The following is a 25,400-nucleotide window of genomic DNA, read 5'->3' on the forward strand; positions in this document are numbered from 1 at the left end:
TGCTATTTTGATGTGAGGTTTTGTATTGGCAACCCCATTTTGGTATAACGTGGCATTGGCGGTTTTAAAGCCGTTGTATCGCTTACGAATAAAAAAACGTGCTGCAAACCTAGAACAGTATCAACAAGAATGTTTAGAACGTTTCGGCCCATTTCAAATCCCTAAAAATAAACATGCCATTTGGTTCCATGCGGTGTCGGTAGGAGAAACCAATGCAGCTCAACCCCTCATTCAACATTACTTAAGTCAAAATATTCCCGTTTTAGTCACCAACACCACTAAAACAGGGCAAGCGCATGTGAAATCATTGTTTTTAAAAGCACCGTACCATCACTTATTTCAGGCTGTCTATTTGCCTGTCGACCAAAAACCATTATTAAAACAATTTTTTGCGTTGTATCAACCGCGAGTTTTAGCCTTGGTTGAAACTGAACTTTGGCCGAATTTAATTGCTCAAGCCAAAGCTGAAAATATTCCATGTGTACTTTTAAATGCACGATTGTCGGAAAAATCTGCTCAGGGCTATGCTAAAGTTCCTAGCTTAACTCGTCCTATGTTGCAGCAATTGACATGGATGCTAGCGCAAGATATTCCAACGCAGCAGCGTTACCGCAGCTTAGGTTTAGCGGTTGAAAAAAGTCAGGTGGTGGGCAATATTAAATTTGATATTCAAGCCCCAACGCATTTTGTTGAACAGGCAAAAATTTTAAAAGCACAATGGGCTTTGGGTCATCGTCAGATCATCACACTTGCCAGTACCCATGCACCCGAAGAACAGCAATTGTTGGCCCAATTGCAAACTGAATTACAATCCAATCCCAATTTATTGTGTATTGTGGTACCACGGCATCCCGAGCGTTTTCAGTCGGTTTTTGAAACCTGTACGGCTTTGGGATTAACCACGCAGCGGCGGAGTTTAGGCGAAGAAATTTTGCCGCAAACTCAAGTTTATTTGGCTGATAGTATGGGTGAACTTTGGTTATGGTATGCACTGAGCCAAGCCTGTTTTGTGGGGGGGTCTTTAAATGAACCGGGCGGCGGACATAATATTTTAGAGCCGTTGGCATTGAATGTACCGACTGTTATTGGCCCTCGTTATTTTAATTTCCAAAGTATTGTTGATGAATTGGTGCAGCATCAAGCTTTATTGGTGGGTGAAAATGCACAAGTCGTGGCACAGTTATTATTACAATGTTTAAATGACCTCACATTTTCACAGCAACAAACCCAAGCCGCTGCACAAGTGTTACTTAAGAACCAAGGTTCTTTGCAACAGCATATTGAATTAATTGATCGATACTTAGCATGAATATTGTTTTGTTAACTGCCGAAGAAATACAAGGCGATGAATGGAAAATTGTGTCACCACGGCAGGTACAGCATTTGCATCAGCATCTGAATATTCAAGTTGGCGACACTCTAAAAGTGGGCGTTCGACAAGGTTCACGTTATTTAACTGAAGTGATGCAGGTCAGTACAACACATATTACAGTGCGCCCCATTCAGTCAGAAAGCGTTCCTGAAAAATTGCCGATTCGTTTAGTCGTTGCTTTGCCACGTCCGAAAGTGCTGCGCCGTTTAGTCATGGACAGCGTCACTTTAGGCGTGAGCAGTTTGCATTTAATCCATAGTTATCGGGTCGATAAAAGCTATTGGCAAAGTCCATTTTTGCGGCAACTCGATGATTATGTCAATTTAGGTTTAGAACAAGCAGGCGATTGCATTGCACCTGAAGTGAGCTTGCATCAACGCTTTAAACCCTTTGTCGAGGATATTTTGCCGCAGTGGATTTCTACTGAACAGCCAGCGTTTGTAGCACATCCCTATGCTGAACAGAACATGCCACAGGCAATAGAACAGGCATGTAGCTTGATTATTGGGCCAGAAGGCGGATTCATTCCTTATGAGGTCGATTTAATGCAAAAAAATGGCTGCCAAGCACGCAGTCTGGGCAGCCGAATTTTACGTACAGAAACTGCAATTTCCTATATTTTAGGTCGGTTGAGTTTCTAACGCAGTGTGTTGCACTTTAATTTCTTGAACAGGATATGGAATATTAATTTCATTTTGATCAAAAGCTTGAATCACCTGTTCTTGAATTTCACTGGTCGATCCTGCAATGCTGGTTTCAGTCGTATCAACCCACCAACGTACACGCAGATTGACCGATGAATCTGCAAGACGGTCAACATTCACCGAAAAAGAGGGTTGGCTAAGCACATTGCGGTTTTGGTCGAGCAAATTCAAAATCAATTCTTTGGCTTTTTGTACATCATCATCGTAGCCAATGCCCACAATAAACTCACAGCGGCGACGTTGGTATGCTGTATTGACGGTAATGGCACTGGTATAAACCGTAGCATTTGGAATCACAATGCGGCGACCATCATACGAACGTAAAAAAGTTGCACGAATTTGAATATCTTCAACCGTACCTTCCATGTTATTACAAATAATGTCATCGCCAATCCGAAACGGTTCGCTGAGCAAAATAAGAATGCCTGAAAGTAAGTTTTGGAAAATATCTTTAAATGCAAAACCAATCGCAACCGAACCAATTCCTAGTGCGCTCATGAGCTGACCTGGGGTAAAACCTGGAATAGCAATCACCAGTGCAATTAAAAATCCGAAAAACAAAATGGCAGATGAGCCGACTCGGTTGAGAACTAAAACTAAATTCTGACGGGTATAAGAACGATTCTCGAGCGTTTTGCGTACAAAAAGTTTAAACAGTTTGGTGAGTAGCCAAAAAATCACAAAAACAATAATAGCAATACAAATATAAGGTACACGCTCCCAAAAACTGTCCATAATTTTATCGATGGCACGGTAAGCGTCCTGATATTTTTCGGTATGCGCAAGCACAGACTCAGTGGTTTTTTTACCTGCTTCTTGAATGAGATGTGATGTATCTTGTGCAACGTGTTGTATCGTTGAGGCTTGATTTTCTGCCACAATAAAAAATCCGAAATTAAAGAGGGCTTATTTTGCCTGAAACACCGCGAAAGTTTAATGGATAAACGATGGATTTGTGTTAAAAAGCCAGATGTAGCTGTATTTTGTAAAAAATAGCACAGCTTAAGTTTGAGGACTAAAAAAGCCTGAGAAACCCAAAATTCGCATTCTCTTTAAAATAAAGCTTTTCTCTGAAAGAAAAAGCTTGCACACTATTGTTCTAGATTAGAATAATCTAGCTGAAACGGGTATAAGAATTGGGCAAGCCGCTGGGATGATGGGCTTGTTACAAGTGTACATTTATAAAGAAATGTCGTAGCGTAAAGAAATTTACTCGACTGCGACCTATATAGCTATCGCTTATGAATATATTAATCGTTGATGACCATCCTTTATTTCGTCATGCCTTAATTCAGGCAGTCCGCTATAGCCTACCTCAGGCACAAATTCATGAAACGGCTGCGGTCAATGAGTTTTACCAACGCCTAGAGACCGGTGCAGAACCAGATTTGGTCTTGTTGGATTTAAACTTACCAGGTGCATCAGGGTTTTCAGCCTTGGTTCATGTACGAGCACAGTATCCGAGTATTCCGATTATTGTGGTTTCTGCGCATGAAGAAGTTAGTATTATTCAACGTGCGATTGCACATGGTGCAATGGGATATATTCCAAAGTCGGCACATCCAAGCCATATTGGAGATGCCATTAAGCAAGTGTTAGAAGGTGATTTGTGGTTGCCACCGAGTTTACCTGCCAATATGAATTTTGATCCGCGTGCGGCAGATGAAACCGCATTGGCTGAGCGAATTCAATCGTTAACGCCACAACAATTTCGCGTACTGATGATGGTAGCTGAAGGTTTGCTAAATAAGCAAATTGCTTATGAGCTTGATGTATCCGAAGCCACCATTAAAGCGCATGTGACTGCTATTTTTAGAAAGCTTGGGGTGCAAAACCGCACTCAAGCAGTTTTGGCGATTAGTGCTTTAAATATTGAAGAAAAGAAAATTTAAGAGCTAAATAAAAAAGGGCTGCTTGTGCAGCCCTTTTTTATTTTAAGACGGATTGATTTTGAGACCTGATAACCATGCACGCATTGATGCAGGTTTCAATGGTTTGCGTAATAGCATGATATTTAGCATTTTGAGTTGCTGCGGAAGTTCAGGATCAGAGTCTGCGGTAATCAAAGCGATAGGAATCTCGGCGGTTCGATATTTTTGAATAAAATCTAAACCGCGTTGATCTTGGTTTAAGTGCTGATCAATCATCCAAACTTGAATGCTTTCTTGTTCAAGCAGTCGAGCGGCCTCTTCGGGCTCTCGGGCTTTAAGCACCCGATGTCCCCATTTTTTGAGTAAGGTTTCCATGCCATTTAAAATGGTTTCATCATTGTCCAAACATAAAATTGTATAACTGTGGTGCTGCAATGGTTGAATGGGCACAACGCTGCTAGAAACTTGTGGTGCGTCTACAATTGGCACTTCAATTATAAAACAAGAACCGTAGCCCAATTCGGAATAGACATGAACAGGATAATGCAGCAGGCTGGTCATACGTTGTACAATTGCCAGTCCAAGCCCTAAACCTTGTTCACCCCAAGGAGACGTATGTCCACAGCGTTCAAATTCTTGGAACAGTTTAATGCGCTGTTCTTCGGCAATTCCGGGGCCTGTATCCCATACACCTATACGAATATGGCGTGGTTGTGAGGCACTGCGTAAAACACCCACGACAATTCGTCCTTTTGCGGTGTAACGCAAGGCATTACTGACAAAATTTTGAATAATGCGGCGAATCCATTGTGGGTCGGTATCAATCCAAAATTTGGCATCATGAACGTGAAGTTGGATTTTGCGTTGTGCCGCAATTGATTTAAATTGGAGTTCTAAGTCACTGAGTAAATCATGCAATGGGTAAGCTTGGCGTTTGGGTTGAATGCTGCCACCTTCTAAGCGCGCAATGTCGAGCAGTGCCGAGAGCATGCTTTCTGCACCATGTAAGGCTCGGTCAAGTTGTTGTAAAGTTTGCCGATCTTCCTCACACTGAATACTTTGCTCAAGTGCTGTACTAAATAATCGTGCTGCATGCATGGGTTGTAATAGGTCGTGGCTTGCCGCTGCAATAAAGCGACTTTTAGACATGTTGGCGGTGTCCGCTTGTTCACGTGCCAATTGTTGTTCGGTTAAAGCATTTGCCAATCGTTGGGTTCGATCTTGCACCCGACCTTCTAATACGGCCTCATTTTCACGGAAGGCAGTAATGTCGGCAAAGGTTGTCACAAAACCACCACCTTCAATTGGATTACCCCGCATTTGAATGACACGGCCATCTTTACGAATCCGTTCAAATTCATGCGCGCTACCTACTTTCATCCAATGTAAGCGTTTACGTACATGTTCTTCTGTTGAACCGGGGCCACATTCACCGCGTTCGGCATTGTAGCGAATTAGGTCGGAAATTGGGCAGCCAACATAGACTAAATCTTTAGGATAATCAAAAAGTTTTAGGTATTGGTTATTCCATGCGACCAAACACATATTGGCATCGACAACACTTACACCTTGGGTCATATGGTCAATCATGGTCATGAGTAAATTTTGATTAAAGCGTTGCCATTGCGAGGCTTGGTCTAGAATATTGGCAACTTGTGCCACGCCCAAACCATTATTGGCAAGGGCGGTGGTAAGTAAGGTTCGTGCCGAGGCTGCGCCAATGGTACTGGCAAGGTGTTGTTCGGTAAAACGCCACCACATGCCATTGGCAATGCTATTTGGATTTAAAATTAGATGATTCTGCGCACAAAACAGTTGAAAAGCATGTTTAGTTGGGGCTTCACCGGTAATACGTTGTGCCAAAGTCATTAAGTCACCCACCTTTAGGCGTGGGCTATCGGGATGGTAATAACCCAATTCATGATTGGAGTTTTGCGAAGGTAAGGGTTTGGTTTCGTAATAAAAAAAACTTTCGGCTTGAATTTGTTCGGCCACGCTTGGGCGATAAATTTTGGATACCCAAATGTATAAAATGAGATTCACACCTAAAGACCACATCACGCCATGCGAAAGTGGTGCAAGTGATTCAAAGCCGAATAAGGCTTCGGGACGTAAAATAGAAAAGCCGAATAAACCTTGTTGGAAAATATATTGGCGTAATTCTGAATATTCAACGGGAAGGCTGCGTAATAGCGTTGGGAATAATAAAGTATAAGCCCACATAAAAAAGCCAACCAGCAGTCCTGCATAAACGCCTTGTTGACTTCCACCACGCCAATATAAGCCACCAATAAGGGCCGGTGCAAACTGTGCCACAGCACTAAATGCAAGCAAACCAAAAACAGATAACTGGTTAATATCATTAAAATAATGAAAAAATAAGAACCCCATCGACATGACCATTAAAATGCTGACCCGTCGCGTCAATTTTAGTAGTGCAGGTAAGCGTTGGTCGTGGCGGGAAATTAAGTTAAAGCGCCAAATGGCCGGCATGATAAGGTCGTTGCTGAGCATAATCGAGAGGGCAACGGATGAAACCAATAACATGCCTGTTGAAGCTGAAAATCCACCTAAAAATGCCAAAATAGTTAGCCATTCGTGGCCATAACTCATGGGTAAAGTCAGCACAGCTACGTCTGGAATGGTCAATAATTCAGGACTCGCATGCAGCGCCCAACTGGCGATTGGGAAAATGGTGAGTGTGGTTAAAATTAAATACACCGAGAACCAGCGCCGTGCGCCACGAATATGTTTTTCTTCACGGAGTTCGACTACAGCGACATGAAATTGGCGAGGTAAACAGATAATTGCCAATGCTGCCAATAGCGTTTGTACCCAAAACGTTTCGGGCACACCAAACTGTTGGATATGATGAAACTGTTGCTGAATATCGTGGCTCATTTGCGGTAAATTTTGTGGATGATTGCTGATAAAAAAGATCGCAACACAAATTAAAGCAAACAATTTCACAAAGGATTCGATGGCAACCGCAAGCATTAGTCCACCATGTTGTTCGGTATTGGCCATTTGCCGTGTACCAAAAACCATCGATAGCATGGCTAAGATTGCAGTCAGTACAAGTACGGCATTGGTAGTGAAATGTAATGAATTGTCTTGGGGGATAATGACCGCAGTGCTGAGTGCAACAGCGCGCAATTGCAACGCTAAATAGGGAATAATGGCAATCACTGCCAAAACGGTAACGAGCGATGCAAGCGTACCACTTTTACCGTAGCGTGCAGCAATAAAGTCGGCAATAGATGAAATTGAGTGATGTTGTCGAATACGCCCAATACGTCGCCAAATGTCATACCCGAGCCAAACAAAAAGTAACGGTCCTAAATAGATGGGTAGGAAAATAATGCCTTGCCGAACGGCAGCACCTGTTGCCCCATAAAATGTCCAAGAGGAACAATATACCCCAAGCGTTAGACTAAAGAGAAGCATGCGACCGCGTGTGCCAAGTCGACTTGCATATTTCTCGCCAAAAAAAGCACAGCTAAATAAAGTAATAATATAAAGGGATAAAACCCCAAGAATCAGCCAATTATTCATAAGCACAGCAGATTAAGTTTTGCTAATTATCCTCTGCTATTGGCTTCGATGCAAAGAATTGTTTAAAAATGTAGCGACCAAAGTCTAACTGACGCAATTGCCTCAACTTTGTTAATTTTAAGACGTAAAAAAATAAATGAACGCGTATGTGACCAAGGTTGGTCATCTTTTATGGAGTAATAATTATGGATGACGTGCAAGTCGATCGTATTCTACATAATCCAAAATTTAAATTAATGGTGAGCAAACAACGGACGCTCAGTTGGACGTTAACTCTGATTATGTTGGTGGTTTATGTAGGCTTTATGCTGTTGGTTGGCTACAACAAAGCCTTTTTAATGAGCTCATTTAGTGGTGGTGTGACGACATGGGGCATTCCGCTTGGACTTGGCATCATTGTCTTATCATTTGTATTGTGTGGGGTGTATTCCTATATTGCCAACAATTCATTTGATCAATTAAACCGTGAAGCTTTAAAAGAAGTTGAAGCAATTGCACATCAACACAATAACAATCCATCATCAAATACAGCGCATGAGTGAGGATAAAAAAATGAGTTGGACTTCTCTTAAAACCAAAGCATTACTTGCATCGAGTGCTTTGATGTCCTCATTTGCAATGGCAAGCCCTGATTTGGGTGCAGCAGAGCAACAAGCCACCAATTGGCATGCCATTATCATGTTTGTCATTTTTGTTGGTTTTACTTTATTTATTACAAAATGGGCAGCAAAACAAACGCAAAGTACCAAAGATTTTTATACCGCAGGTGGAGGCATTAGTGGCTTTCAAAATGGTTTAGCGATTGCGGGAGACTTTATGTCTGCTGCATCGTTCTTGGGCATCTCCGCAATGGTGTTTAGCTCAGGTTTTGATGGTTTGCTTTATTCACTCGGTTTTATGGTGGGCTGGCCCATTGTTTTATTCTTAATTGCAGAGCGGTTACGTAACTTAGGTAAATATAATTTATCGGATGTGGTGTCATTTCGCTTAGAAGAAAAACCTGTACGTACTTTAGCTGCATTTAGTTCACTGGTTGTGGTTGCATTTTACTTAATTGCACAAATGGTGGGAGCAGGTCAGCTTATTAAGTTACTTTTTGGCTTGAACTATAATATTGCTGTGGTGATTGTAGGTTTGTTAATGATGGCCTACGTGATGTTTGGTGGCATGCTTGCAACCACTTGGGTGCAAATTATTAAAGCGGTGATGTTATTAAGCGGTGCAACTTTTATGGCATTTATGGTCATGAAAGCGGTTGGCTTTAGCTTTAGTGAAATGTTTAATCAAGCAATTCATGTATTCTCACAAGTTCATCATGTGAGTTTTGAAGATGCAGCCAAGATTATGGGGCCAGGGAAATTAGCAGCCAACCCAATTGATGCATTATCTTTAGGCTTAGCTTTAATGTTTGGTACCGCAGGTTTACCTCACATTCTAATGCGTTTCTTTACTGTAAAAGATGCCAAAGAAGCACGTAAGTCTGTTGTCGTGGCAACTGGATTTATTGGTTATTTTTACCTACTGACCTTTATTATTGGTTTTGGTGCAATTCTATTTGTTTCAAACAATCCTCAATTCTTAGATGTTGCAAAAATGGCATTGACAGGTAAGCTTGAGTTGATGGGTGGAAACAATATGGCTGCGGTGCATTTAAGTGATGCTTTGGGCGGTGATCTGTTCATGGGCTTCATTTCTGCTGTTGCCTTTGCCACTATTTTAGCCGTTGTTGCGGGCTTAACCTTATCGGGTGCATCGGCAATTTCACATGACTTATATGCCAACGTATTTAAAAAAGGTCAAACCACACCTGAATCTGAACTGCGCATGTCTAAAATTGCGACCTTAGGTTTGGCTATTTTTGCAATGGTTTTGGGTATTTTGTTCGAGAAACAAAACGTTGCCTTTATGGTGGGCTTAGCATTCTCGGTTGCAAGCTGTGCCAACTTCCCTGTGCTAGTACTGTCTATGTTCTGGAAAGGTTTAACCACACGTGGGGCAGTGATGGGCGGCTTGGTTGGTTTAGTGATGGCGGTCTTACTGATTGTCTTGTCGAAAGCAGTATGGGTCGATACGCTTAAAATTGCAGAAACCCCTGTTATTTCACTCAATGGTCCAGCCATTATTGCAATGCCATTGTCATTCTTCTGTTGTTGGTTCTTTTCAATTACTGATAAATCAGCACGTGCAGAACGTGAGCGCAAAGCCTTTGATGCACAGTTCGTACGTTCTGTGACAGGTATTGGTGCTTCAGGCGCATCGGATCACTAACGCATTTAGCACAACAATAAAGAAGCTCCGTCAGGGGCTTTTTTTATAATTATTTTTTGTTTAAATAATAAACATATTAGGCAATAGGATTCAAATAGAAAAAATGCTAAAATAACGCGCCTATCTTCCTTAGCTTTTAGTTGTTGCTCATGACTACCCATACTCAAATTACTGAAGACCGTATTCTTATTTTAGATTTCGGTTCACAATACAGCCAATTGATTGCACGTCGTGTGCGTGAAGCAGGCGTATATTCTGAAATGTATGCATTTGATATGTCGGAAGAAGACATTCGTGCATTTAATCCAAAAGGGATTATTCTTTCAGGCGGCCCTGAAAGTGTACATGAGGAAGGTAGCCCACGTGCGCCAGAAGTGGTATTTACTTTAGGTGTTCCTGTACTTGGCATTTGCTATGGTTTACAAACCATGTCAGCACAATTGGGCGGAAAAGTAGAAGCAGGTACGGTACATGAATTTGGCTATGCCGAAGTCAATATTCAAGTGCGTGATTTATTAATTGGTGATCTTGAAGATACCAAAGACCAATTAAAAGTATGGATGAGTCATGGCGATAAAGTGACTGCTATTCCAGAAGGTTTCCAAGTTACAGCAAGCACACCAAGCTGCCCAGTGGCGATGGTGTCTGATGAAACACGCCGTTTCTATGGTATCCAATTCCATCCTGAAGTAACGCATACTGCAAAAGGTGCCGAACTTCTGTCAAACTTTGTGCATAAAATTTGTGGATGTGGTGGTCTTTGGACACCAGAACACATTATTGACCTACGGGTAGAACAACTTCGTGCTCAAATTGGCGATGAAAAAGTATTACTTGGTTTGTCAGGTGGCGTAGATTCATCTGTGGTTGCGGCATTGTTGCATAAAGCAATTGGCGACCAACTTACTTGTGTATTTGTAGACAACGGCTTACTTCGCTTAAATGAAGGTGAGCAAGTGATGCAAATGTTTGCCGATAACATGGGTATTCGTGTGATTCGTGCCAATGCAGAAGAGCGTTTCTTAACTGCATTAGCAGGCGAAGTTGATCCTGAGAAAAAACGTAAGATCATTGGTCGTGAATTCATTGAAGTATTTGCAGAAGAAGCACGTAAACTTGATGGCGTGAAATTCTTGGCACAAGGTACCATTTACCCAGACGTGATTGAGTCTGCTGCAAGCAAACAAGGTAAAGCACATGTGATTAAATCACACCATAACGTGGGCGGTTTACCAGAAGACTTAGCCTTTGATTTGGTTGAACCTTTACGTGATTTGTTTAAAGATGAAGTGCGTAAATTAGGTACGACACTTGGCTTACCACATAGCATGATTTATCGTCATCCATTCCCAGGTCCGGGTTTAGGCGTGCGTATTTTGGGTGAAGTGAAAAAAGAATATGCCGACATTTTACGTCTAGCAGATGACATCTTTATGCAAGAACTTCGTGAAAGTGGTTGGTATGACAAAACTGCACAAGCGTTTGCGGTATTCCAACCTGTTAAGTCTGTTGGTGTTGTGGGTGATGGTCGCCGTTATGCGTGGGTTGTTGCACTTCGTGCCGTTGAAACTGTTGACTTTATGACAGCACGTTTTGCTCACTTACCGTACGACTTGGTTGATAAAATTTCAACGCGTATTATGAATGAAATTAAAGACGTTTCTCGTGTGGTGTATGACGTGTCATCTAAGCCACCTGCAACAATTGAATGGGAATAAGCCATTTAATCACGCTTTAATTTAAAAAATAGCCCTCAATGAGGGCTATTTTTTTAAGTACACTGATCTGCATTGAATACAAATTTGACAAAAGACAAAAAATACTAGGTGGTGTTTTAAAAGTATGCGGATGCTTTATTGACAGTTTAAACGAGCATAAAATTTAGAACACGACCAATATTTGAATTACATCACCACATTTTCAGGCTTTTTCAAACTTTGAATGGCGGTATAAATTTCTTGAATATTGTTACAGACAATCAGCTTTGCACGGTGCTGTGGCGGTAAAAAACCTTCGGCAACGGCATGGTCTAACTGTGCAATCAGATGATTATAAAAGCCATTGACGTTATATAGCATCATTGGTTTTTGGTGTTGTTCAAGCTGTGACCATGTGGCAATTTCTAAAATTTCTTCGAATGTGCCTAAACCACCCGGCAAGGCAATAAAAGCGCTGGCACGTTCTGCCATAATCGCCTTACGTTCGTGCATACTTTTTACAATGTGTAGCTCAGTTAAACGGTCATTGGCAATTTCATAGTCCAACATAAATTCAGGAATAACGCCAACAACCTCCGCACCATGGTCCATTGCGGTGTCTGCAACTTGTCCCATTAAGCCAATACTTGCACCACCATACACCACGCCAAAGCCATGTACAGCAAGCCCTTGTGCAAGTTGAATTGCACTTTCTAGATAAATGGCTTTATTGCCGACACGAGAGCCACAATATAATGCGATTAGCGGTTGTTGCGTTTGAGCCGTTGGATTTTTAAAACTTTTATTCATATCAGTCGCACGATTCATGGTTTAGTTTTACCTTAACATGCTTTTTGCCAGAACATTAAGCAAGAAATATGGCAGTTTCGTTGAGATATTTTTATGATGCATCTTTATCTATTGGTTATTGACGTTTGATGTTATCTCATTAGAACAATTTGGCCTGAATATGATCATCAACCTACAAAATTTATCTCGAAAAGCGTAATAAAATGGATAAAAAATGATGAATTTATAAAAAATCTTGCCTATACTAAAAATTCGATTCATAACGTATAGATCAATATGGGTAGTGGTTGTTGTCACTCGCGATATTCTTTTTTCACAATAATAAATTTGATCCCACTTTCAGGATCTGATTATTCTGTTCAACACAGCGCGTTTCTCGCCAATCCATTAAAGGAGGGTAATCACTGATGTTTGAATGGATGTCTGACCCTTCGGCATGGGTAGGTCTTGCCACTTTGGTGGTGCTTGAGATTGTTCTTGGGATTGATAACCTCGTTTTTATTGCAATTTTAGCGGAAAAATTACCGCCTGAAAAACGCAATACTGCTCGCATTGTTGGCCTAACCCTCGCGCTATGTATGCGTATGGTATTGTTGGCTTCGATTGCATGGATTGTCACCTTAGACGAGCCGTTATTTCACATCTTAGGTCAACCATTTTCAGGGCATAGCCTGATTTTACTGTTTGGTGGCGTATTTTTACTGTTTAAAGGCACCATGGAATTGCATGAGCGTCTTGAAGGAAAAATGCACCTGAAAGAAGAAAACCCTGTACATGCAACTTTTTGGATGGTGATTGTCCAAATTGTCGTGCTTGATGCCGTTTTCTCGCTAGACAGTGTGATTACCGCAGTGGGTATGGTGAAACACTTACCTGTGATGATGATTGCGGTGGTCATTGCGGTGGGTGTGATGATGTGGGCATCTAAACCTTTAATGGAGTTTGTGAACAAACATCCAACGGTAGTGATGCTGTGTCTTGGCTTTTTAATGATGATTGGTTTTTCATTGTTGGTTGAAGGCTTTGGTTATCACATTCCAAAAGGCTATTTATATGCTGCAATTGGCTTCTCGGTGTTAATCGAAGCATTGAATCAGGTTACACGCCGAAACCAAGAAAAATTAGTCACCACCACAGACCTACGTTATAAAACAGCTTCGGCAGTCATGCGCATGTTAGGTGGCAATAGTTCAACGAGCGAACCATCAAGTCATGAAACTGATGTTTTGGCAACACAAGCCTTGGCAGAAGAATTGTTTGATGGTGAAAATAGTGCCTATCACAGTGTGATGGTGCAGGGTGTATTAGGGTTATCTGAACGTCCAGTAAAATCGGTGATGACCCCACGCCCTGACTTAGAATGGATTGACTTAGATGAACCTGCTGAGTTGGTTAAATCTCAATTGATGCAAATGACCCATTCACGTTTGGTTTTTGCACATGGTGAACTCGATAATTTAGCGGGAATTGCGCTGACTCACAAAATTTTAAATGACTATATTGAAACAGATCATCTAGATTTTGTTGCCCATTTACGTGAGCCGATGATTGTGCATGAAAATGCCAATGTACTTATGGTGATGGAACAATTACGCAAAGCACCGTTGCAAATGGCGATTGTCTTGAATGAATATGGTTCAATTGAAGGTGTTGTTACACCAATTGATATTTTAGAGGCAATTGCAGGTGAATTCCCTGACGAAGATGAGCTTGAAGCGGCGGCAGAAAGCCTTGAAGATGGTTCACTCATGCTCGATGGCTCAACAGACATTCGCCATGTATCTTTGCTCTTGGGGCAAAATTTGGTGGATGAAAGTGAAGAATATTCAACGCTTTCAGGTTATTTGCTCGTGCATTTAGGGCGTTTGCCTGAAAATGGCGATGTTGTCAAAGTCGACGGATATGTATTTGAAATTGTGACGATGGATGGACATAAAATTGAAAAAGTTCATATCACGCCACAACAAGCAGATGCAGCTTCTGAGAAATCTTAACTTTGCAAAGTGAAAGTAGCTCTTTAAAATAGCCCTGATCATCAGGGCTATTTTTTTATGAACGATTTAAAATGTCCGTGTGGACACGGTAGTTATGTCACCTGTTGTGAGCCGTTGCACTTACGGCAAGCTTATGCGGGTGCTGCGGAACAATTGATGCGTTCACGCTATAGTGCTTTTGCCAAACAGCAAATTGACTATATTATTCAAACCACTGCAATTGGGCAGCAAGCCCAATTAGATGCTGCTGCTCTTGCTGCATGGAGTACACAAAATGAGTGGAACAAACTAGAGATCGTTGCATTTGAACCTAAAATTGGGTCTAAGCATGCCATGGTCGAGTTTAAAGCCTACTATGTCGCAGAGTTACAGCCACAGGTTCATCATGAACAATCGTATTTTGTGCAGTATCAACAACATTGGTATTTTTTAGACCCAACCGTAGATGCATTTCCGACCATGAAACAAGTCTGTTTATGTGGTTCTGGAAAAAAATATAAGCATTGCTGTGCACCTTTTATCGACTAATCTCGTAAAATAGCGTCCAAATTTACATCTAAGGTTGTTCTCATGCTTTTAACCTTTATTTATATTGTTGCCATTACAGCCGAAGCTATGACCGGTGCGCTTTCGGCAGGGCGGCGCAGTATGGATTGGTTTGGTGTGGTTTTAATTGCTTGCGTGACCGCATTGGGTGGTGGTTCAGTACGTGATGTTTTACTTGGACATTATCCTTTAGGGTGGGTTAAACATCCTGAATATTTAGTGCTGACGTGCTGCGCCGCGCTCTTTACAATTTTAATTGCCAAATGGATGAAGCATTTACATTCCATTTTTTTGTTATTAGATGCTTTAGGCTTAATTGGTTTTACCATTATTGGCTGCCAAATAGCCTTGCAAATGGGACACGGTTTTGTCGTGGCATCGGTTGCGGGCGTCTTAACTGGTGTTTCTGGTGGTATTTTACGTGATATTTTATGTAATGACATTCCACTGGTCTTCCGCCGAGAGCTATATGCCAGTATTTCTTTTGTCGCTGTCATTTGCTATTGGGTTTGTATTCATGTTGGTTTAGCATTAGAAGCCAGTATTATCACGACCTTGGCTTTTGGTTTTACACTGCGTGTTATTGCGATTTATTTTGGCTTAGAAATGCCCAAATTTATTTACCAAGATGATGATCACCACTCTGCTTCATCTAAAGATGAATAGCCGTTTTTTGCTAAAAAATCATACAGCGTAGGAGAATAATAAAATGGATATGCTGTCACGGGTACAACGTTTACCGATAGGAAAATTTCATTATCGGTTATTGTGGGTGGTGGGTTTAGGTTGGATGTTTGATGCCATGGATACGGGTATCATTGCATTTATTATGGCAAAGCTTGTGAAGGACTGGAGTTTAAGCCCAGTCGAAAGTGGCTGGATTATTAGTATTGGCTTTGTTGGAATGGCAATTGGTGCGGTAGTATCAGGTGCACTTGCAGACCGATTTGGTCGTAAAACAATTTTTGCTGCCACACTGTGTACCTATAGCCTTGCAACAGCAGCCTGTGCATTTGCACCAAATTTAAGTGCACTTTTAATCTGTCGTTTTGTTGTCGGGCTTGGCTTGGGTGGACAGCTTCCTGTTGCGGTGAGTTTGGTTAGTGAATATATTCCTGCATCTGTACGCGGACGTTTTATTGTTTTGTTAGAAAGTTTTTGGGGTTTAGGTTGGTTGGTTGCTGCCTGTATTTCTTATTTTGTGATTCCAAAATTTGGTTGGCATTGGGCTTTTTTAATCGGCGGTTTACCAGTTTTTTATGTGTTGGTGATTTTAAAAAAAATTCCTGAATCAATTCCTTACTTAATACACCGTGGTCGATTAGACGAAGCACATCAAATTTTACAGCAGCTTGAGCATCAAGCAAATTTAGATGTTATTGAGCATATTGAAGTTACTCAGGTCAAACATCCTTATCAAGCCTCATTTAAGCAGCTTTGGCAGTCACCACTACGTAAACGCACACTCATGCTATGGTTGATTTGGTTTGGTATTGTTTTTTCTTATTATGGTATTTTTACATGGCTGCCGAGCTTACTGTTGAAACAAGGTTATGACGTTGTAAAGTCATTTGAATATGTTTTATTCATGATTTTAGCTCAGCTGCCGGGTTATGTGGTGGCAGCTTGGTTGGTGGAAAAATTAGGGCGAAAACCGACTTTGGCCGGCTTTATTGGCTTGTGTGCGCTGTGTGCTTATTGTTTTGGGCAAGCCACTTCCGATAGCAGTATTATGCTGTGGGGCTGTTTAATGTCATTCTTTAACTTAGGGGCATGGGGTGTACTCTATACGTATACGCCCGAGCAATATCCAACCCATATTCGGGCATTTGGTTCGGGTTGGGCATCGGCAATTGGGCGGATAGGTGGTATTGTTGCGCCTTTGGCTGTCACCCATTTAATGGTGGCTGAACATGGGTTTCAGCAGGTTTTCTTTATGTTTACCGCAGTATTGGTGGCTGTTGCCGTTATTATTTTGGTGTTAGGTAAAGAAACCAAAGGAAAAATGCTTGAATCCTTAAGTTAGCCGTGTGCTAGGTGAGTCTGTAGCACTCAAAACGTGCAGATTCACCATGTATATGATAAAAAATACAATAAAATGATGGAAATATTGCCGTATACATCTAAAAATTAGGCAAAGAGCAGATTCAAGCCGCGTTTTAATTTACGTTTGTCCTGCAATCTTGTTAAATATCACTTTAGCGAATGAAATTGGTCTAAGCACCCTTAAAGGTTATATTTTTTATGACAAACCTTTCGCACCATGCGACAGAAAACCGCTCAATTGCGGAATTTACCGAACAAGCCTATTTAAACTATGCTATGTACGTGATTATGGATCGTGCATTGCCACATATCAGTGATGGTTTAAAGCCTGTGCAACGTCGTATCGTCTATGCAATGAGTGAGCTTGGACTCAAATTTAGCAGCAAACCTAAAAAATCTGCCCGTACGGTAGGCGATGTTTTAGGTAAATATCATCCACATGGCGACTCAGCATGTTATGAAGCGATGGTCTTAATGGCACAGCCGTTTAGTTATCGTTATCCATTTGTGCAAGGTCAAGGCAACTGGGGTTCACCAGACGACCCAAAATCGTTTGCTGCCATGCGTTATACCGAAGCCAAATTGTCGCAATATAGCGAAGTTCTTTTGTCTGAATTAGGACAAGGTACTTGTGATTGGCAAGACAACTTTGATGGTTCATTAAAAGAACCTGTGCATTTACCCGCGCGTGTGCCGAATATTTTATTGAATGGCACAACAGGTATTGCGGTGGGGATGGCGACCGATATTCCACCACACAATTTACGTGAAGTGATTAAAGGGACAATTGCGTTAGTACGTAACCCAAACTTAACCGACCAAAAAATTGCAGAATATATTCCTGCACCTGACTTACCTACACAAGCTGAAATTATTACTCCGCCTGAAGAACTATTAAAACTACAAACGACAGGGCGCGGTAGTTATCGCATGCGTGCGGTATATATCATTGAAAAAAATGAAATCATTATTCAGCATCTGCCCTATCAAGTGTCAGGGTCTAAAGTGATTACCCAAATTGCCGACCAAATGCAGGCAAAAAAATTACCATTGGTGAGTGATATTCGTGATGAATCAGATCATCAAAATCCAACCCGTTTGGTGATTGTACTGCGTTCGAACCGAGTCGATGCCGACCAAGTCATGAGTCATTTATTTGCCACGACCGATTTAGAGTCGAGTTATCGGGTCAATATGAACATGATTGGGGCAGATGGTCGCCCACAGGTTAAATCGATTCGCCAAATTTTGCTGGAATGGATTGAAATTCGTAAGCAAACCATTACACGCCGTTTGCAATATCATTTAAATAAAATTGAAAAACGCCTGCATATTTTGGCAGGTTTATTGATTGCATATTTGGATATAGACACGGTCATTCAAATTATTCGCGAAGAAGATCAACCTAAACCTGTTTTAATGCAGCGTTTTAATATTGATGATATTCAAGCCGAAGCTATTTTAGAGCTGAAACTACGTCATTTGGCGAAACTTGAAGAAATGGAAATTCGCCAAGAGCAAGATGAGCTTGCCGCCAAAGCTGCCATTATTCGTGAGCAATTGGGCAATCCTGAATCACTCAAAAATTTAATGATTGATGAGTTAAAAGAGGATGTAAAAAAATTTGGCGATGATCGCCGTTCAGCAATTGTGCAACGTGCCGAAGCGATACAAATTAAAGAGCAAGATTTGTTACCTGCTGAAACCGTGACGGTCGTGCTGTCCGAAGCAGGTTGGATTCGTGCCGCGAAAGGCGCAGAGATTAATGCAGCCAACTTAAATTATCGAGCAGGCGATCAATACTTGAGTTCTGCTGTGGGTAAAACCAATCAGCGGGTTTATGTGTTAGATAGTGCAGGACGCAGTTATGCCTTACTTATTAACAGTTTACCTTCGGCACGTGGTTTAGGTGAGCCGTTAAGTTCAAAACTTTCCCCTGCAAGTGGCGTAAATTTTGTACAGGTGTTAGTGGCAGATGACCCACAAGAAATTTTTGTGAGCAGTAATGCAGGCTATGGTTTTAAAGCCCCCGCAACAGCGCTCGATACCAACGCCAAAGCGGGTAAAGCCTTTTTAACGTTGCCTGAACAGGCACAAGTGTTGCCTTTGGCAGTTGCCTCATCTTTTAGCCATGTAGCACTGCTCAGTTCGACGGGTAAATTATTACTCATTGAATTGTCGGAATTGCCTGTGTTAAATAAAGGGAAGGGCAATAAACTCATGCAATTGGGTACAGATGAAACGATTTTAACTTTTGAATTGCTGAATTTAACCGACACTTTACATGTGGTTGCAGGGCAGCAGCATTTGAAATTAAAAGCAGATGATTTGCAAAAATATGTGGGTAAACGTGCAACCAAAGGACACCTATTACCACGTGGCTACCAAAAAGCCAATAAACTTAGTGTTCAAAGATAAACCTAGCAAGCGCCTTCATAAAGACGTTAAGATGGTAAGGCGATACAAAACAAACCTTGCCAACAAGATAACGAACGGATGTAGGACGGAGAAAAAGGCATGATGGAAAAAATTTGGTTTGATGAATATAAAAGAACAGGTATTCAAGATAAAATTACTTTGCCAGCCGAAAATACGTCTTTGGTTGATATTTTTGAAAGTAATTTAAAAAAATACAGCACACGTGATGCTTTTGTTTTTATGGACAAAAAAATCACTTATCAAGAACTTGATGTTGCAAGTCGTAAATTTGCAGTCTATTTGCAAAGTTTAGGTCTATCCAAAGGTGCGCGCGTTGCGGTGATGATGCCCAACGTATTGCAATATCCTGTGGCAAGTTTAGCGATTATTCGTGCAGGTTATGTGTTGGTGAATGTAAACCCACTGTATACCTCGCGCGAATTGGAACATCAATTAAATGATGCAGGAGTTGAAGCCCTAATTATTATTGAGAACTTTGCTACGGTTTACCAAAAAATCTTAGGTAAAACCCCTGTGAAGCATGTCGTTGTGGCATCTGTAGGCGATATGCTTGGCTTTGTTAAAGGCCATATTGTGAATTTTGTACTGCGTAGTGTACGTAAGCAAATTCCTGCGTGGGATATTCCTGGACATATTCGCTTTAATGATGCGATCAATAAAGTGAATCCGAATCAGTATAAGCGTCCAAATGTGACTTTAAGTGACCTTGCTGTTTTGCAATATACCGGTGGTACAACAGGAGTTGCCAAAGGTGCAGAGCTTACGCATCGCAATTTAATTGCTAATATTTTACAAATTCAAAATTTATTTGACAGTAAATTTAAGCAAGTTGATGCAGCGGATATAGCTGAGTTTCGGATGATATCTGCTCTGCCGTTGTACCATATTTTGGCATTTACCGTGTGTGAACTGTATGGTATGTGCCAAGGTGCGACCAATTTGTTAATTGCGAATCCGCGTGATTTGCCTGCTTTAATTAAAGAAATTGACAAGTTTAAGCCGACCATTTTCCCTGGGGTGAATACTTTATTTAATGCCTTGATTAATAACGAAAGCTTTAGACAACTTGATCACAGTAAAATGAAGCTTACTGTCGGTGGTGGGATGGCTGTATTGCCTTCAACTGCGGCAGCATGGAAAAAATACACAGGTGTCATTATTCACGAAGGCTATGGTTTATCTGAAACTTCACCTGTTGCTGTGTTTAACCCGCCTGTATCAGAAGAATTTTCAGGTGCGATAGGCATTCCTATTCCATCAACTGATGTTGCGATTTTAGATGATGACGGTAAAGAAGTACCATTAGGCGAGCGTGGTGAAATTGCAATTCGTGGCCCACAAGTGATGAAAGGCTATTGGAATCGCCCTGATGAAACTGCGAAGGTAATGACAGAAGATGGTTATTTCCGTACCGGCGATATTGGAATTATGGATGAGCGCGGTTATATCAAGATTGTAGACCGTAAAAAAGACATGATTTTAGTGTCTGGTTTTAATGTTTACCCAAATGAAATTGAAGAAGTTATTTCACAGCATCCAAAAGTTTTAGAAGTTGCAGCTATTGGTGTAGCTGATGAAAAATCAGGTGAAGTACCAAAACTTTTTGTGGTTAAAAAAGATCCATCATTAACCACAGAAGAATTACTGGCTTTTGCTAAGCAGAACTTAACGGGCTATAAACGTCCACGTTATGTGGAATTTATGGATGATTTACCAAAGTCGAATGTAGGTAAAATTTTACGTAAAGAACTGAGAACACAAAGTAAATAGTCAAAATTAAAAAGACCGCTTAGCGGTCTTTTTAATTTGTCACTTTTTTGAGAGTTAGTTCAAATGAGCGACGTACACAAGGCTATTCGGTGTTGTTATTGGCTATTTTTAAGCATGAGTTGATCTAAGTAAGGGCGAGCAAAGTAAATCACCACCAAAAAAGGCAACATACCCACCAATTGATTTTTTAAATGTTTAGCATCGAGGCCGTGAAAGCTGAAATAATTGTCAATGATGCTATATAGCACGGTGAACCCCAGCCAAAGTGCGACTGACCATTGTTTAATACCTACTGCCCAAAATGCAACGGTTAGCATTACAAAGGTGCCAATGGTGGATTGCCAGTTTAAATTGGCGCAGATCATACTAATTAAAAAGGCGGTAATTGGCAGTACAAATTTTAAAATTCGCTCGACTTTGCGCTGAGCAATCTTTTGCTGTTCTAATGCGGCAAGGAGCGCGCTTTGATCTTGATCGAGCATAATCATCCAAAAGTAGAAAAATACAAATCGTTATATTTAACCGAAAAATGCACAGAAAAGCCATGTTATCATGCAATATCTGTACACCATCCTCAAGAGATTGTAAAAGATGCAAAGCATCAGTGGGATTATTTATCTAATTTTAACCGCCTGTTTATTGCCTTATGCGTTTACTTTGATTGCCAAAATAACAGGGAAATTTAAACTACAAGATAATCAAAATCCACGTGATTTTTTAGCGAAGACCACTGGACTTGCCGCACGTGCCAATGCTGCACAGCAAAATAGTTTTGAAAGTTTACCGCTATTTATCGCAGCCATTTTAATGGCAGAATATATGGTGCTTGATCAGCAGGTGGTGATGACATTTGGTTGGGCATATATTGTCTTACGCATTCTTTATGGCCTGTGTTATATGGCAAATTTTGCAACTTTACGTTCAATTATTTGGTTTTTAGCGATGGGCTGCCCAATTGCTTTATTGCTTTTAGTTGTTCGATTGTATGCTTAATTGGCTTGGATATAGCATCATTTAAGTGATTTTGATTTAAGTTTTGCACCAAACTTTAGCAATACCAATATATTTATTGAAACACGATTAAAAATATACAATCTAATCGGTATAATCCTTTTCCATCCATCTGCTTGAAATACAGTTGTGTCTCAAGCATTTTAACTGGCCGACTTAACAGAGTACTATCATGAGCTATAGCAATATCCCTGCGGGTAAAGATGCACCAAATGACATCTACGTAATTATTGAAATTCCTGCAAATGCAGCACCAATCAAATACGAAATTGATAAAGATTCAGACGCATTATTTGTAGACCGTTTTATGGGGACAGCCATGTTCTATCCAGCGAACTACGGTTATGTACCAAATACCTTGTCTGAAGATGGTGATCCATTAGACGTATTAGTTGTAACACCTTACCCAGTGGCTGCGGGTTCTGTGATTCGTTGCCGTCCTGTAGGTAAATTGAACATGGAAGATGACGGTGGTATTGATGCAAAACTGATTGCAGTGCCACACGAAAAGCTTTCACCTTTGTATAAAGATGTTAAAGAATATACTGATCTTCCAGCATTGTTAATCAACCAAGTTGAGCATTTCTTTGCACACTACAAAGATTTAGAGCCAGGCAAGTGGGTGAAAATCTCAGGTTGGGAAGGTGCAGACGTTGCTAAAGCCGAAGTGCTAAAAGCGATTGAAGCGGCGAAAAAGTAAGAGCTTTGACCCTAAAAAACCTACACGATGTGTGGGTTTTTTTTGTTTTAAATATTCGTAAGTCAGAATAATTTCTTTGGATATACAATTTGACTGTGCTGTATCACGCTAAATTTATTGGTTAAAAAGAAATAAAAAATCCCATCTCAAGGATGGGATTTTTAGTGCACGAATGCACAGTCATGATATTTTTAGCTGAAATTAGAAAAATTTCACAGGAATATCAAGGAAGATACGCCATTCATTAGTGCCAGGTAAGTAAGATTCACTTCCGCGTAAAATAGAATTACGTACGCGTAAGTTGGTGCCTTTGGCAAAACCAGATTGTACGGTATATTTCACTTGGTTAAAGAATTCATGTTCTTTAGCATTATCTTCTACGCCACTATCGATGTTCCAACCATAGACATAAGCTGTTGTCCAAGATAAGCCTGGTACACCAAATGCACCTAAGTCAACATTGTATTGTACTTGTGCAGATTTTTCATCGCGGCCGTTAAAGTCGGAAAGGTAAGAGTTTGGCAGGTAAATACTTTGGAAGCCATCTGCATTTGCACCGTAGTCATAGCCCATTCCACCTGTATTTTGTTGGTACGCCAACATCACACTATGTGGTCCTTGATTATAAGTGGTAGAGAAAGCCCAAATATAGTTATTGGTATCTTCTGTTAGTGTACCTGAATATGATTCTGCACCAGCTTTAAATTTAGTTGCATAACCACTTAAATCAAAAGTAAGCGAGTTTTGTTCTGCTAATGGCAATTTATAGTTAAGGTCTGCGTAATGACGGTCTAATTTATCTTTGCTGTCCAAACCATAATAAGATGCATTAAATTGATCATTAAATTTATATTTTGCACCCCAAACATAGGCACGCTTTAGGCCATTACCTGAAGCATCTTTGTCTGTACTAATTTGATTAGACATTTGGTTTTGGGTAAATTTACCTGCAATTACTTCTAAATCTTTTACTTCATGGCTTGTTAAAAGTGTACCTGTGAAGTATTCAGGAACCATACGGCCAGTATTGCTTGCAAGTACTGGAATATCAAGAACTTGTGTGCCATAGGTTAAAGTCGTGTTTGATACACGCGCTTTAACATATGCTCCGCCACGAGTCCATTGGTCATAAGGGTCTACGTATCCATTGGCATCTTTTGCCCCATTATTTTTTAAGGCAGTCATTTGATTGCCAGAATGCTTGTTATCACCCAATTTAAATGAAAAATCGCCTACCGCACCTGTAGCAAAACCGACAGTGCCTTGAGTAAAGCCTGTTTCAGCATTGAGCATTACTGATTGAACAGCAGAATTAGTATCTGGAGCACCATTTTTGTTATCACGTTGGATAAAACCTGTACGCAATAAAACCGATGCAGACGCATCATCGACAAGACCTTTTGAGTCGCTTTGTTCACTTGCAAATGCTGGAGAAACAAGCAATGCTTGAATAAGAAGAACTAATGGTAGCTTTGGTACGTTTAGCATTGGCTGCCCCTAAAAAATGAATGTATATTTTGTTGCAGGATGATGTGGAATCGGTAACAAAATGTACATGTAATCTATAATAAAAAGAATACTTTTATCAAATATTTTTTCACAAAATGAAACATAGTAAGATCTGGTTGATACTTTTGTTGGTTTAATCCATTGTTTTTATGTGGTTTTTACAAGAAATAAAAATACTGGTATGCTGTAAAAAAGTAAGTAAATATTGCTTTTAAATTTTATTTTGGTATGAAAATTGCATTTATTTTTTGCATTTTTAAACAAGTAGAAATCACCTCCGAGGGATGAACAATGAAACAATTAATCGCAGCAGCAATTGCAGTTTCTACACTTTCTACAGCCACTTTTGCTGAGGACAATGGTCTTGCAGCCTATGGTTTAACTTTAACGGGCAATGTAGCCTTAACTAGTGATTATCGTTGGCGTGGGGTAACGCAAACAGAAAATGACCCTGCCATTCAAGGCTCATTTACCCTTGCACACAGTTCGGGACTTTATTTTTCTGCATTTGCATCCAATGTCGACTTTGGTGCAGGAACAAAGGCACATTTAGAGTTAGACCCAAGCATTGGTTTTACAACGCCACTTAATTTTGGTTCTTTGAAACCAAATTTAGATGTTGGATTGGTATATTATAATTATCCAAGTGGTGGGAATATTAATTGGCCTGAGCTTTATGCCAAACTTACATTTGCCGATGCTTTTGTAAAAGGCGATAGCATTGTTCCAAGTATTTCTTATACCAATCAATATGGCGGTAGCGAAGGTAAAGTTGATGGTAAAAAAGTCTCGAATTGGAACTTTAATTTAGCTTACTCAGCACCATTTGCAGACACTGGTTTTGGTGGTGTTGCAAGTGTGGGTTATAGTAAAGCAGATAAAAATATTTATAGCATTAATGCAAATGGCGATGCGACTGATAAAGACTTTTTTGATTGGAAAGTGGGTGTAACCTACAATGTAAAAGCTGTTTCAGGTTTAACGGCAGAGCTTGATGCGGTAGGAACAAATATTGATAATTATGACCACACATTAAAACGCGGTGCAGAGACTGGCGCTGTCTTTACTTTAACAAAAACATTCTAATTTAGAATATGTTGATAAAAAC

At 40.5% G+C, this 25,400-nt stretch carries 20 protein-coding genes; 15 read left to right on the forward strand and 5 right to left on the reverse strand.

Annotation, left to right across the window (positions count from 1 at the left end; all coding sequences use genetic code 11):
* Window positions 1–25: 25 nt before the first annotated feature.
* Both FXN70_RS03935 and FXN70_RS03940 read left to right on the forward strand, forming a co-directional pair.
* Complete coding sequence (locus tag FXN70_RS03935) at window positions 26–1,309, forward strand: 3-deoxy-D-manno-octulosonic acid transferase (RefSeq protein ID WP_324646189.1); 1,284 nt, start codon at window positions 26–28, stop codon at window positions 1,307–1,309.
* On the forward strand, window positions 1,306–2,013 hold the full coding sequence (locus FXN70_RS03940) for a 16S rRNA (uracil(1498)-N(3))-methyltransferase (RefSeq protein WP_324646190.1): 708 nt from the start codon (window positions 1,306–1,308) through the stop codon (window positions 2,011–2,013). The genes FXN70_RS03935 and FXN70_RS03940 overlap by 4 nt, the downstream gene beginning before the upstream one ends.
* Here the strand turns inward: FXN70_RS03940 and FXN70_RS03945 are convergent.
* Complete coding sequence (locus tag FXN70_RS03945) at window positions 1,993–2,931, reverse strand: mechanosensitive ion channel family protein (RefSeq protein WP_420714368.1); 939 nt, start codon at window positions 2,929–2,931, stop codon at window positions 1,993–1,995. The genes FXN70_RS03940 and FXN70_RS03945 overlap by 21 nt on opposite strands.
* Before the next feature lie 386 nt (window positions 2,932–3,317).
* Here FXN70_RS03945 and FXN70_RS03950 point away from each other — a divergent pair, with 386 nt between their 5' ends.
* Entirely contained in the window at window positions 3,318–3,968 is a 651-nt protein-coding gene (locus tag FXN70_RS03950) for a response regulator transcription factor (RefSeq protein ID WP_324646192.1), read from the forward strand.
* Window positions 3,969–4,010: 42 nt separating this feature from the next.
* Here FXN70_RS03950 and FXN70_RS03955 read toward each other — a convergent pair whose 3' ends face one another.
* Window positions 4,011–7,502, reverse strand: coding sequence for a PAS domain-containing hybrid sensor histidine kinase/response regulator (locus FXN70_RS03955; RefSeq protein WP_324646193.1), 3,492 nt, complete (start codon window positions 7,500–7,502; stop codon window positions 4,011–4,013).
* Window positions 7,503–7,687: 185 nt separating this feature from the next.
* Between FXN70_RS03955 and FXN70_RS03960 the strand changes: the two genes are divergently transcribed.
* The 3 genes from FXN70_RS03960 to guaA all read left to right on the forward strand — a co-directional run bounded on the left by FXN70_RS03960 (window position 7,688) and on the right by guaA (window position 11,488).
* Complete coding sequence (locus tag FXN70_RS03960) at window positions 7,688–8,044, forward strand: DUF485 domain-containing protein (protein WP_324646194.1); 357 nt, start codon at window positions 7,688–7,690, stop codon at window positions 8,042–8,044.
* A 10-nt stretch (window positions 8,045–8,054) separates the two neighbouring features.
* Window positions 8,055–9,770 (forward strand): cation acetate symporter, encoded by a 1,716-nt coding sequence (locus tag FXN70_RS03965; RefSeq protein WP_324646195.1) that lies wholly within the window; start codon window positions 8,055–8,057, stop codon window positions 9,768–9,770.
* Window positions 9,771–9,919: 149 nt separating this feature from the next.
* A complete protein-coding gene (gene guaA / locus FXN70_RS03970; RefSeq protein ID WP_324646196.1) occupies window positions 9,920–11,488 on the forward strand; it encodes a glutamine-hydrolyzing GMP synthase in 1,569 nt (522 codons plus the stop codon).
* A 186-nt stretch (window positions 11,489–11,674) separates the two neighbouring features.
* Here guaA and FXN70_RS03975 read toward each other — a convergent pair whose 3' ends face one another.
* Entirely contained in the window at window positions 11,675–12,295 is a 621-nt protein-coding gene (locus tag FXN70_RS03975; RefSeq protein WP_324646197.1) for a TIGR00730 family Rossman fold protein, read from the reverse strand.
* 386 nt (window positions 12,296–12,681) lie between these two features.
* Between FXN70_RS03975 and FXN70_RS03980 the strand changes: the two genes are divergently transcribed.
* From FXN70_RS03980 to FXN70_RS04005, 6 genes are all read left to right on the forward strand, one after another.
* Window positions 12,682–14,271: a TerC family protein gene (locus tag FXN70_RS03980; RefSeq protein ID WP_324646369.1), complete on the forward strand. Its 1,590-nt coding sequence runs from the start codon at window positions 12,682–12,684 to the stop codon at window positions 14,269–14,271.
* A 57-nt stretch (window positions 14,272–14,328) separates the two neighbouring features.
* On the forward strand, window positions 14,329–14,799 hold the full coding sequence (locus FXN70_RS03985) for a YchJ family protein (protein WP_324646198.1): 471 nt from the start codon (window positions 14,329–14,331) through the stop codon (window positions 14,797–14,799).
* A gap of 42 nt (window positions 14,800–14,841) precedes the next feature.
* Complete coding sequence (locus FXN70_RS03990) at window positions 14,842–15,483, forward strand: trimeric intracellular cation channel family protein (protein ID WP_324646199.1); 642 nt, start codon at window positions 14,842–14,844, stop codon at window positions 15,481–15,483.
* 43 nt (window positions 15,484–15,526) lie between these two features.
* The gene (locus FXN70_RS03995; protein WP_324646200.1) at window positions 15,527–16,843 is read left to right on the forward strand and encodes an MFS transporter; all 1,317 of its coding nucleotides are present in this window, start codon (window positions 15,527–15,529) and stop codon (window positions 16,841–16,843) included.
* Between the two features lie 218 nt (window positions 16,844–17,061).
* On the forward strand, window positions 17,062–19,281 hold the full coding sequence (gene parC / locus FXN70_RS04000) for a DNA topoisomerase IV subunit A (protein ID WP_324646201.1): 2,220 nt from the start codon (window positions 17,062–17,064) through the stop codon (window positions 19,279–19,281).
* Between the two features lie 102 nt (window positions 19,282–19,383).
* The gene (locus FXN70_RS04005) at window positions 19,384–21,072 is read left to right on the forward strand and encodes a long-chain-fatty-acid--CoA ligase (protein WP_324646370.1); all 1,689 of its coding nucleotides are present in this window, start codon (window positions 19,384–19,386) and stop codon (window positions 21,070–21,072) included.
* A gap of 95 nt (window positions 21,073–21,167) precedes the next feature.
* On the opposite strand, the gene FXN70_RS04010 is transcribed toward FXN70_RS04005, so the two are convergent.
* Window positions 21,168–21,554, reverse strand: a complete 387-nt coding sequence (locus FXN70_RS04010) for a hypothetical protein (protein WP_324646202.1) — start codon at window positions 21,552–21,554, stop codon at window positions 21,168–21,170.
* Between the two features lie 109 nt (window positions 21,555–21,663).
* Here FXN70_RS04010 and FXN70_RS04015 point away from each other — a divergent pair, with 109 nt between their 5' ends.
* Window positions 21,664–22,065, forward strand: a complete 402-nt coding sequence (locus FXN70_RS04015; RefSeq protein ID WP_324646203.1) for an MAPEG family protein — start codon at window positions 21,664–21,666, stop codon at window positions 22,063–22,065.
* A gap of 190 nt (window positions 22,066–22,255) precedes the next feature.
* Window positions 22,256–22,783: an inorganic diphosphatase gene (ppa, locus tag FXN70_RS04020; protein WP_324625517.1), complete on the forward strand. Its 528-nt coding sequence runs from the start codon at window positions 22,256–22,258 to the stop codon at window positions 22,781–22,783.
* 201 nt (window positions 22,784–22,984) lie between these two features.
* Here ppa and FXN70_RS04025 read toward each other — a convergent pair whose 3' ends face one another.
* Entirely contained in the window at window positions 22,985–24,271 is a 1,287-nt protein-coding gene (locus FXN70_RS04025; RefSeq protein ID WP_324646204.1) for an OprD family outer membrane porin, read from the reverse strand.
* A gap of 312 nt (window positions 24,272–24,583) precedes the next feature.
* Between FXN70_RS04025 and FXN70_RS04030 the strand changes: the two genes are divergently transcribed.
* The gene (locus tag FXN70_RS04030) at window positions 24,584–25,378 is read left to right on the forward strand and encodes a TorF family putative porin (RefSeq protein WP_324646205.1); all 795 of its coding nucleotides are present in this window, start codon (window positions 24,584–24,586) and stop codon (window positions 25,376–25,378) included.
* Window positions 25,379–25,400 lie beyond the last annotated feature (22 nt).

Origin of the sequence: Acinetobacter sp. MD2 (assembly GCF_035615575.1) — a bacterium.
Taxonomy (GTDB): domain Bacteria; phylum Pseudomonadota; class Gammaproteobacteria; order Pseudomonadales; family Moraxellaceae; genus Acinetobacter.

Excerpts from the sequence above, each read along its gene's own strand:
- FXN70_RS03940 (WP_324646190.1), top strand. The coding sequence starts at position 1,306 with ATGAATATTGTTTTGTTAACTGCCGAAGAAATACAAGGCGATGAATGG.
- FXN70_RS03950 (WP_324646192.1), top strand. The coding sequence starts at position 3,318 with ATGAATATATTAATCGTTGATGACCATCCTTTATTTCGTCATGCCTTA.
- FXN70_RS03955 (WP_324646193.1), bottom strand. The coding sequence starts at position 7,502 with ATGAATAATTGGCTGATTCTTGGGGTTTTATCCCTTTATATTATTACT.
- FXN70_RS03960 (WP_324646194.1), top strand. The coding sequence starts at position 7,688 with ATGGATGACGTGCAAGTCGATCGTATTCTACATAATCCAAAATTTAAA.
- FXN70_RS03965 (WP_324646195.1), top strand. The coding sequence starts at position 8,055 with ATGAGTTGGACTTCTCTTAAAACCAAAGCATTACTTGCATCGAGTGCT.
- guaA (WP_324646196.1), top strand. The coding sequence starts at position 9,920 with ATGACTACCCATACTCAAATTACTGAAGACCGTATTCTTATTTTAGAT.
- FXN70_RS03975 (WP_324646197.1), bottom strand. The coding sequence starts at position 12,295 with ATGAATCGTGCGACTGATATGAATAAAAGTTTTAAAAATCCAACGGCT.
- FXN70_RS03985 (WP_324646198.1), top strand. The coding sequence starts at position 14,329 with ATGAACGATTTAAAATGTCCGTGTGGACACGGTAGTTATGTCACCTGT.
- FXN70_RS03990 (WP_324646199.1), top strand. The coding sequence starts at position 14,842 with ATGCTTTTAACCTTTATTTATATTGTTGCCATTACAGCCGAAGCTATG.
- FXN70_RS03995 (WP_324646200.1), top strand. The coding sequence starts at position 15,527 with ATGGATATGCTGTCACGGGTACAACGTTTACCGATAGGAAAATTTCAT.
- parC (WP_324646201.1), top strand. The coding sequence starts at position 17,062 with ATGACAAACCTTTCGCACCATGCGACAGAAAACCGCTCAATTGCGGAA.
- FXN70_RS04005 (WP_324646370.1), top strand. The coding sequence starts at position 19,384 with ATGGAAAAAATTTGGTTTGATGAATATAAAAGAACAGGTATTCAAGAT.
- FXN70_RS04010 (WP_324646202.1), bottom strand. The coding sequence starts at position 21,554 with ATGCTCGATCAAGATCAAAGCGCGCTCCTTGCCGCATTAGAACAGCAA.
- FXN70_RS04015 (WP_324646203.1), top strand. The coding sequence starts at position 21,664 with ATGCAAAGCATCAGTGGGATTATTTATCTAATTTTAACCGCCTGTTTA.
- ppa (WP_324625517.1), top strand. The coding sequence starts at position 22,256 with ATGAGCTATAGCAATATCCCTGCGGGTAAAGATGCACCAAATGACATC.
- FXN70_RS04025 (WP_324646204.1), bottom strand. The coding sequence starts at position 24,271 with ATGCTAAACGTACCAAAGCTACCATTAGTTCTTCTTATTCAAGCATTG.
- FXN70_RS04030 (WP_324646205.1), top strand. The coding sequence starts at position 24,584 with ATGAAACAATTAATCGCAGCAGCAATTGCAGTTTCTACACTTTCTACA.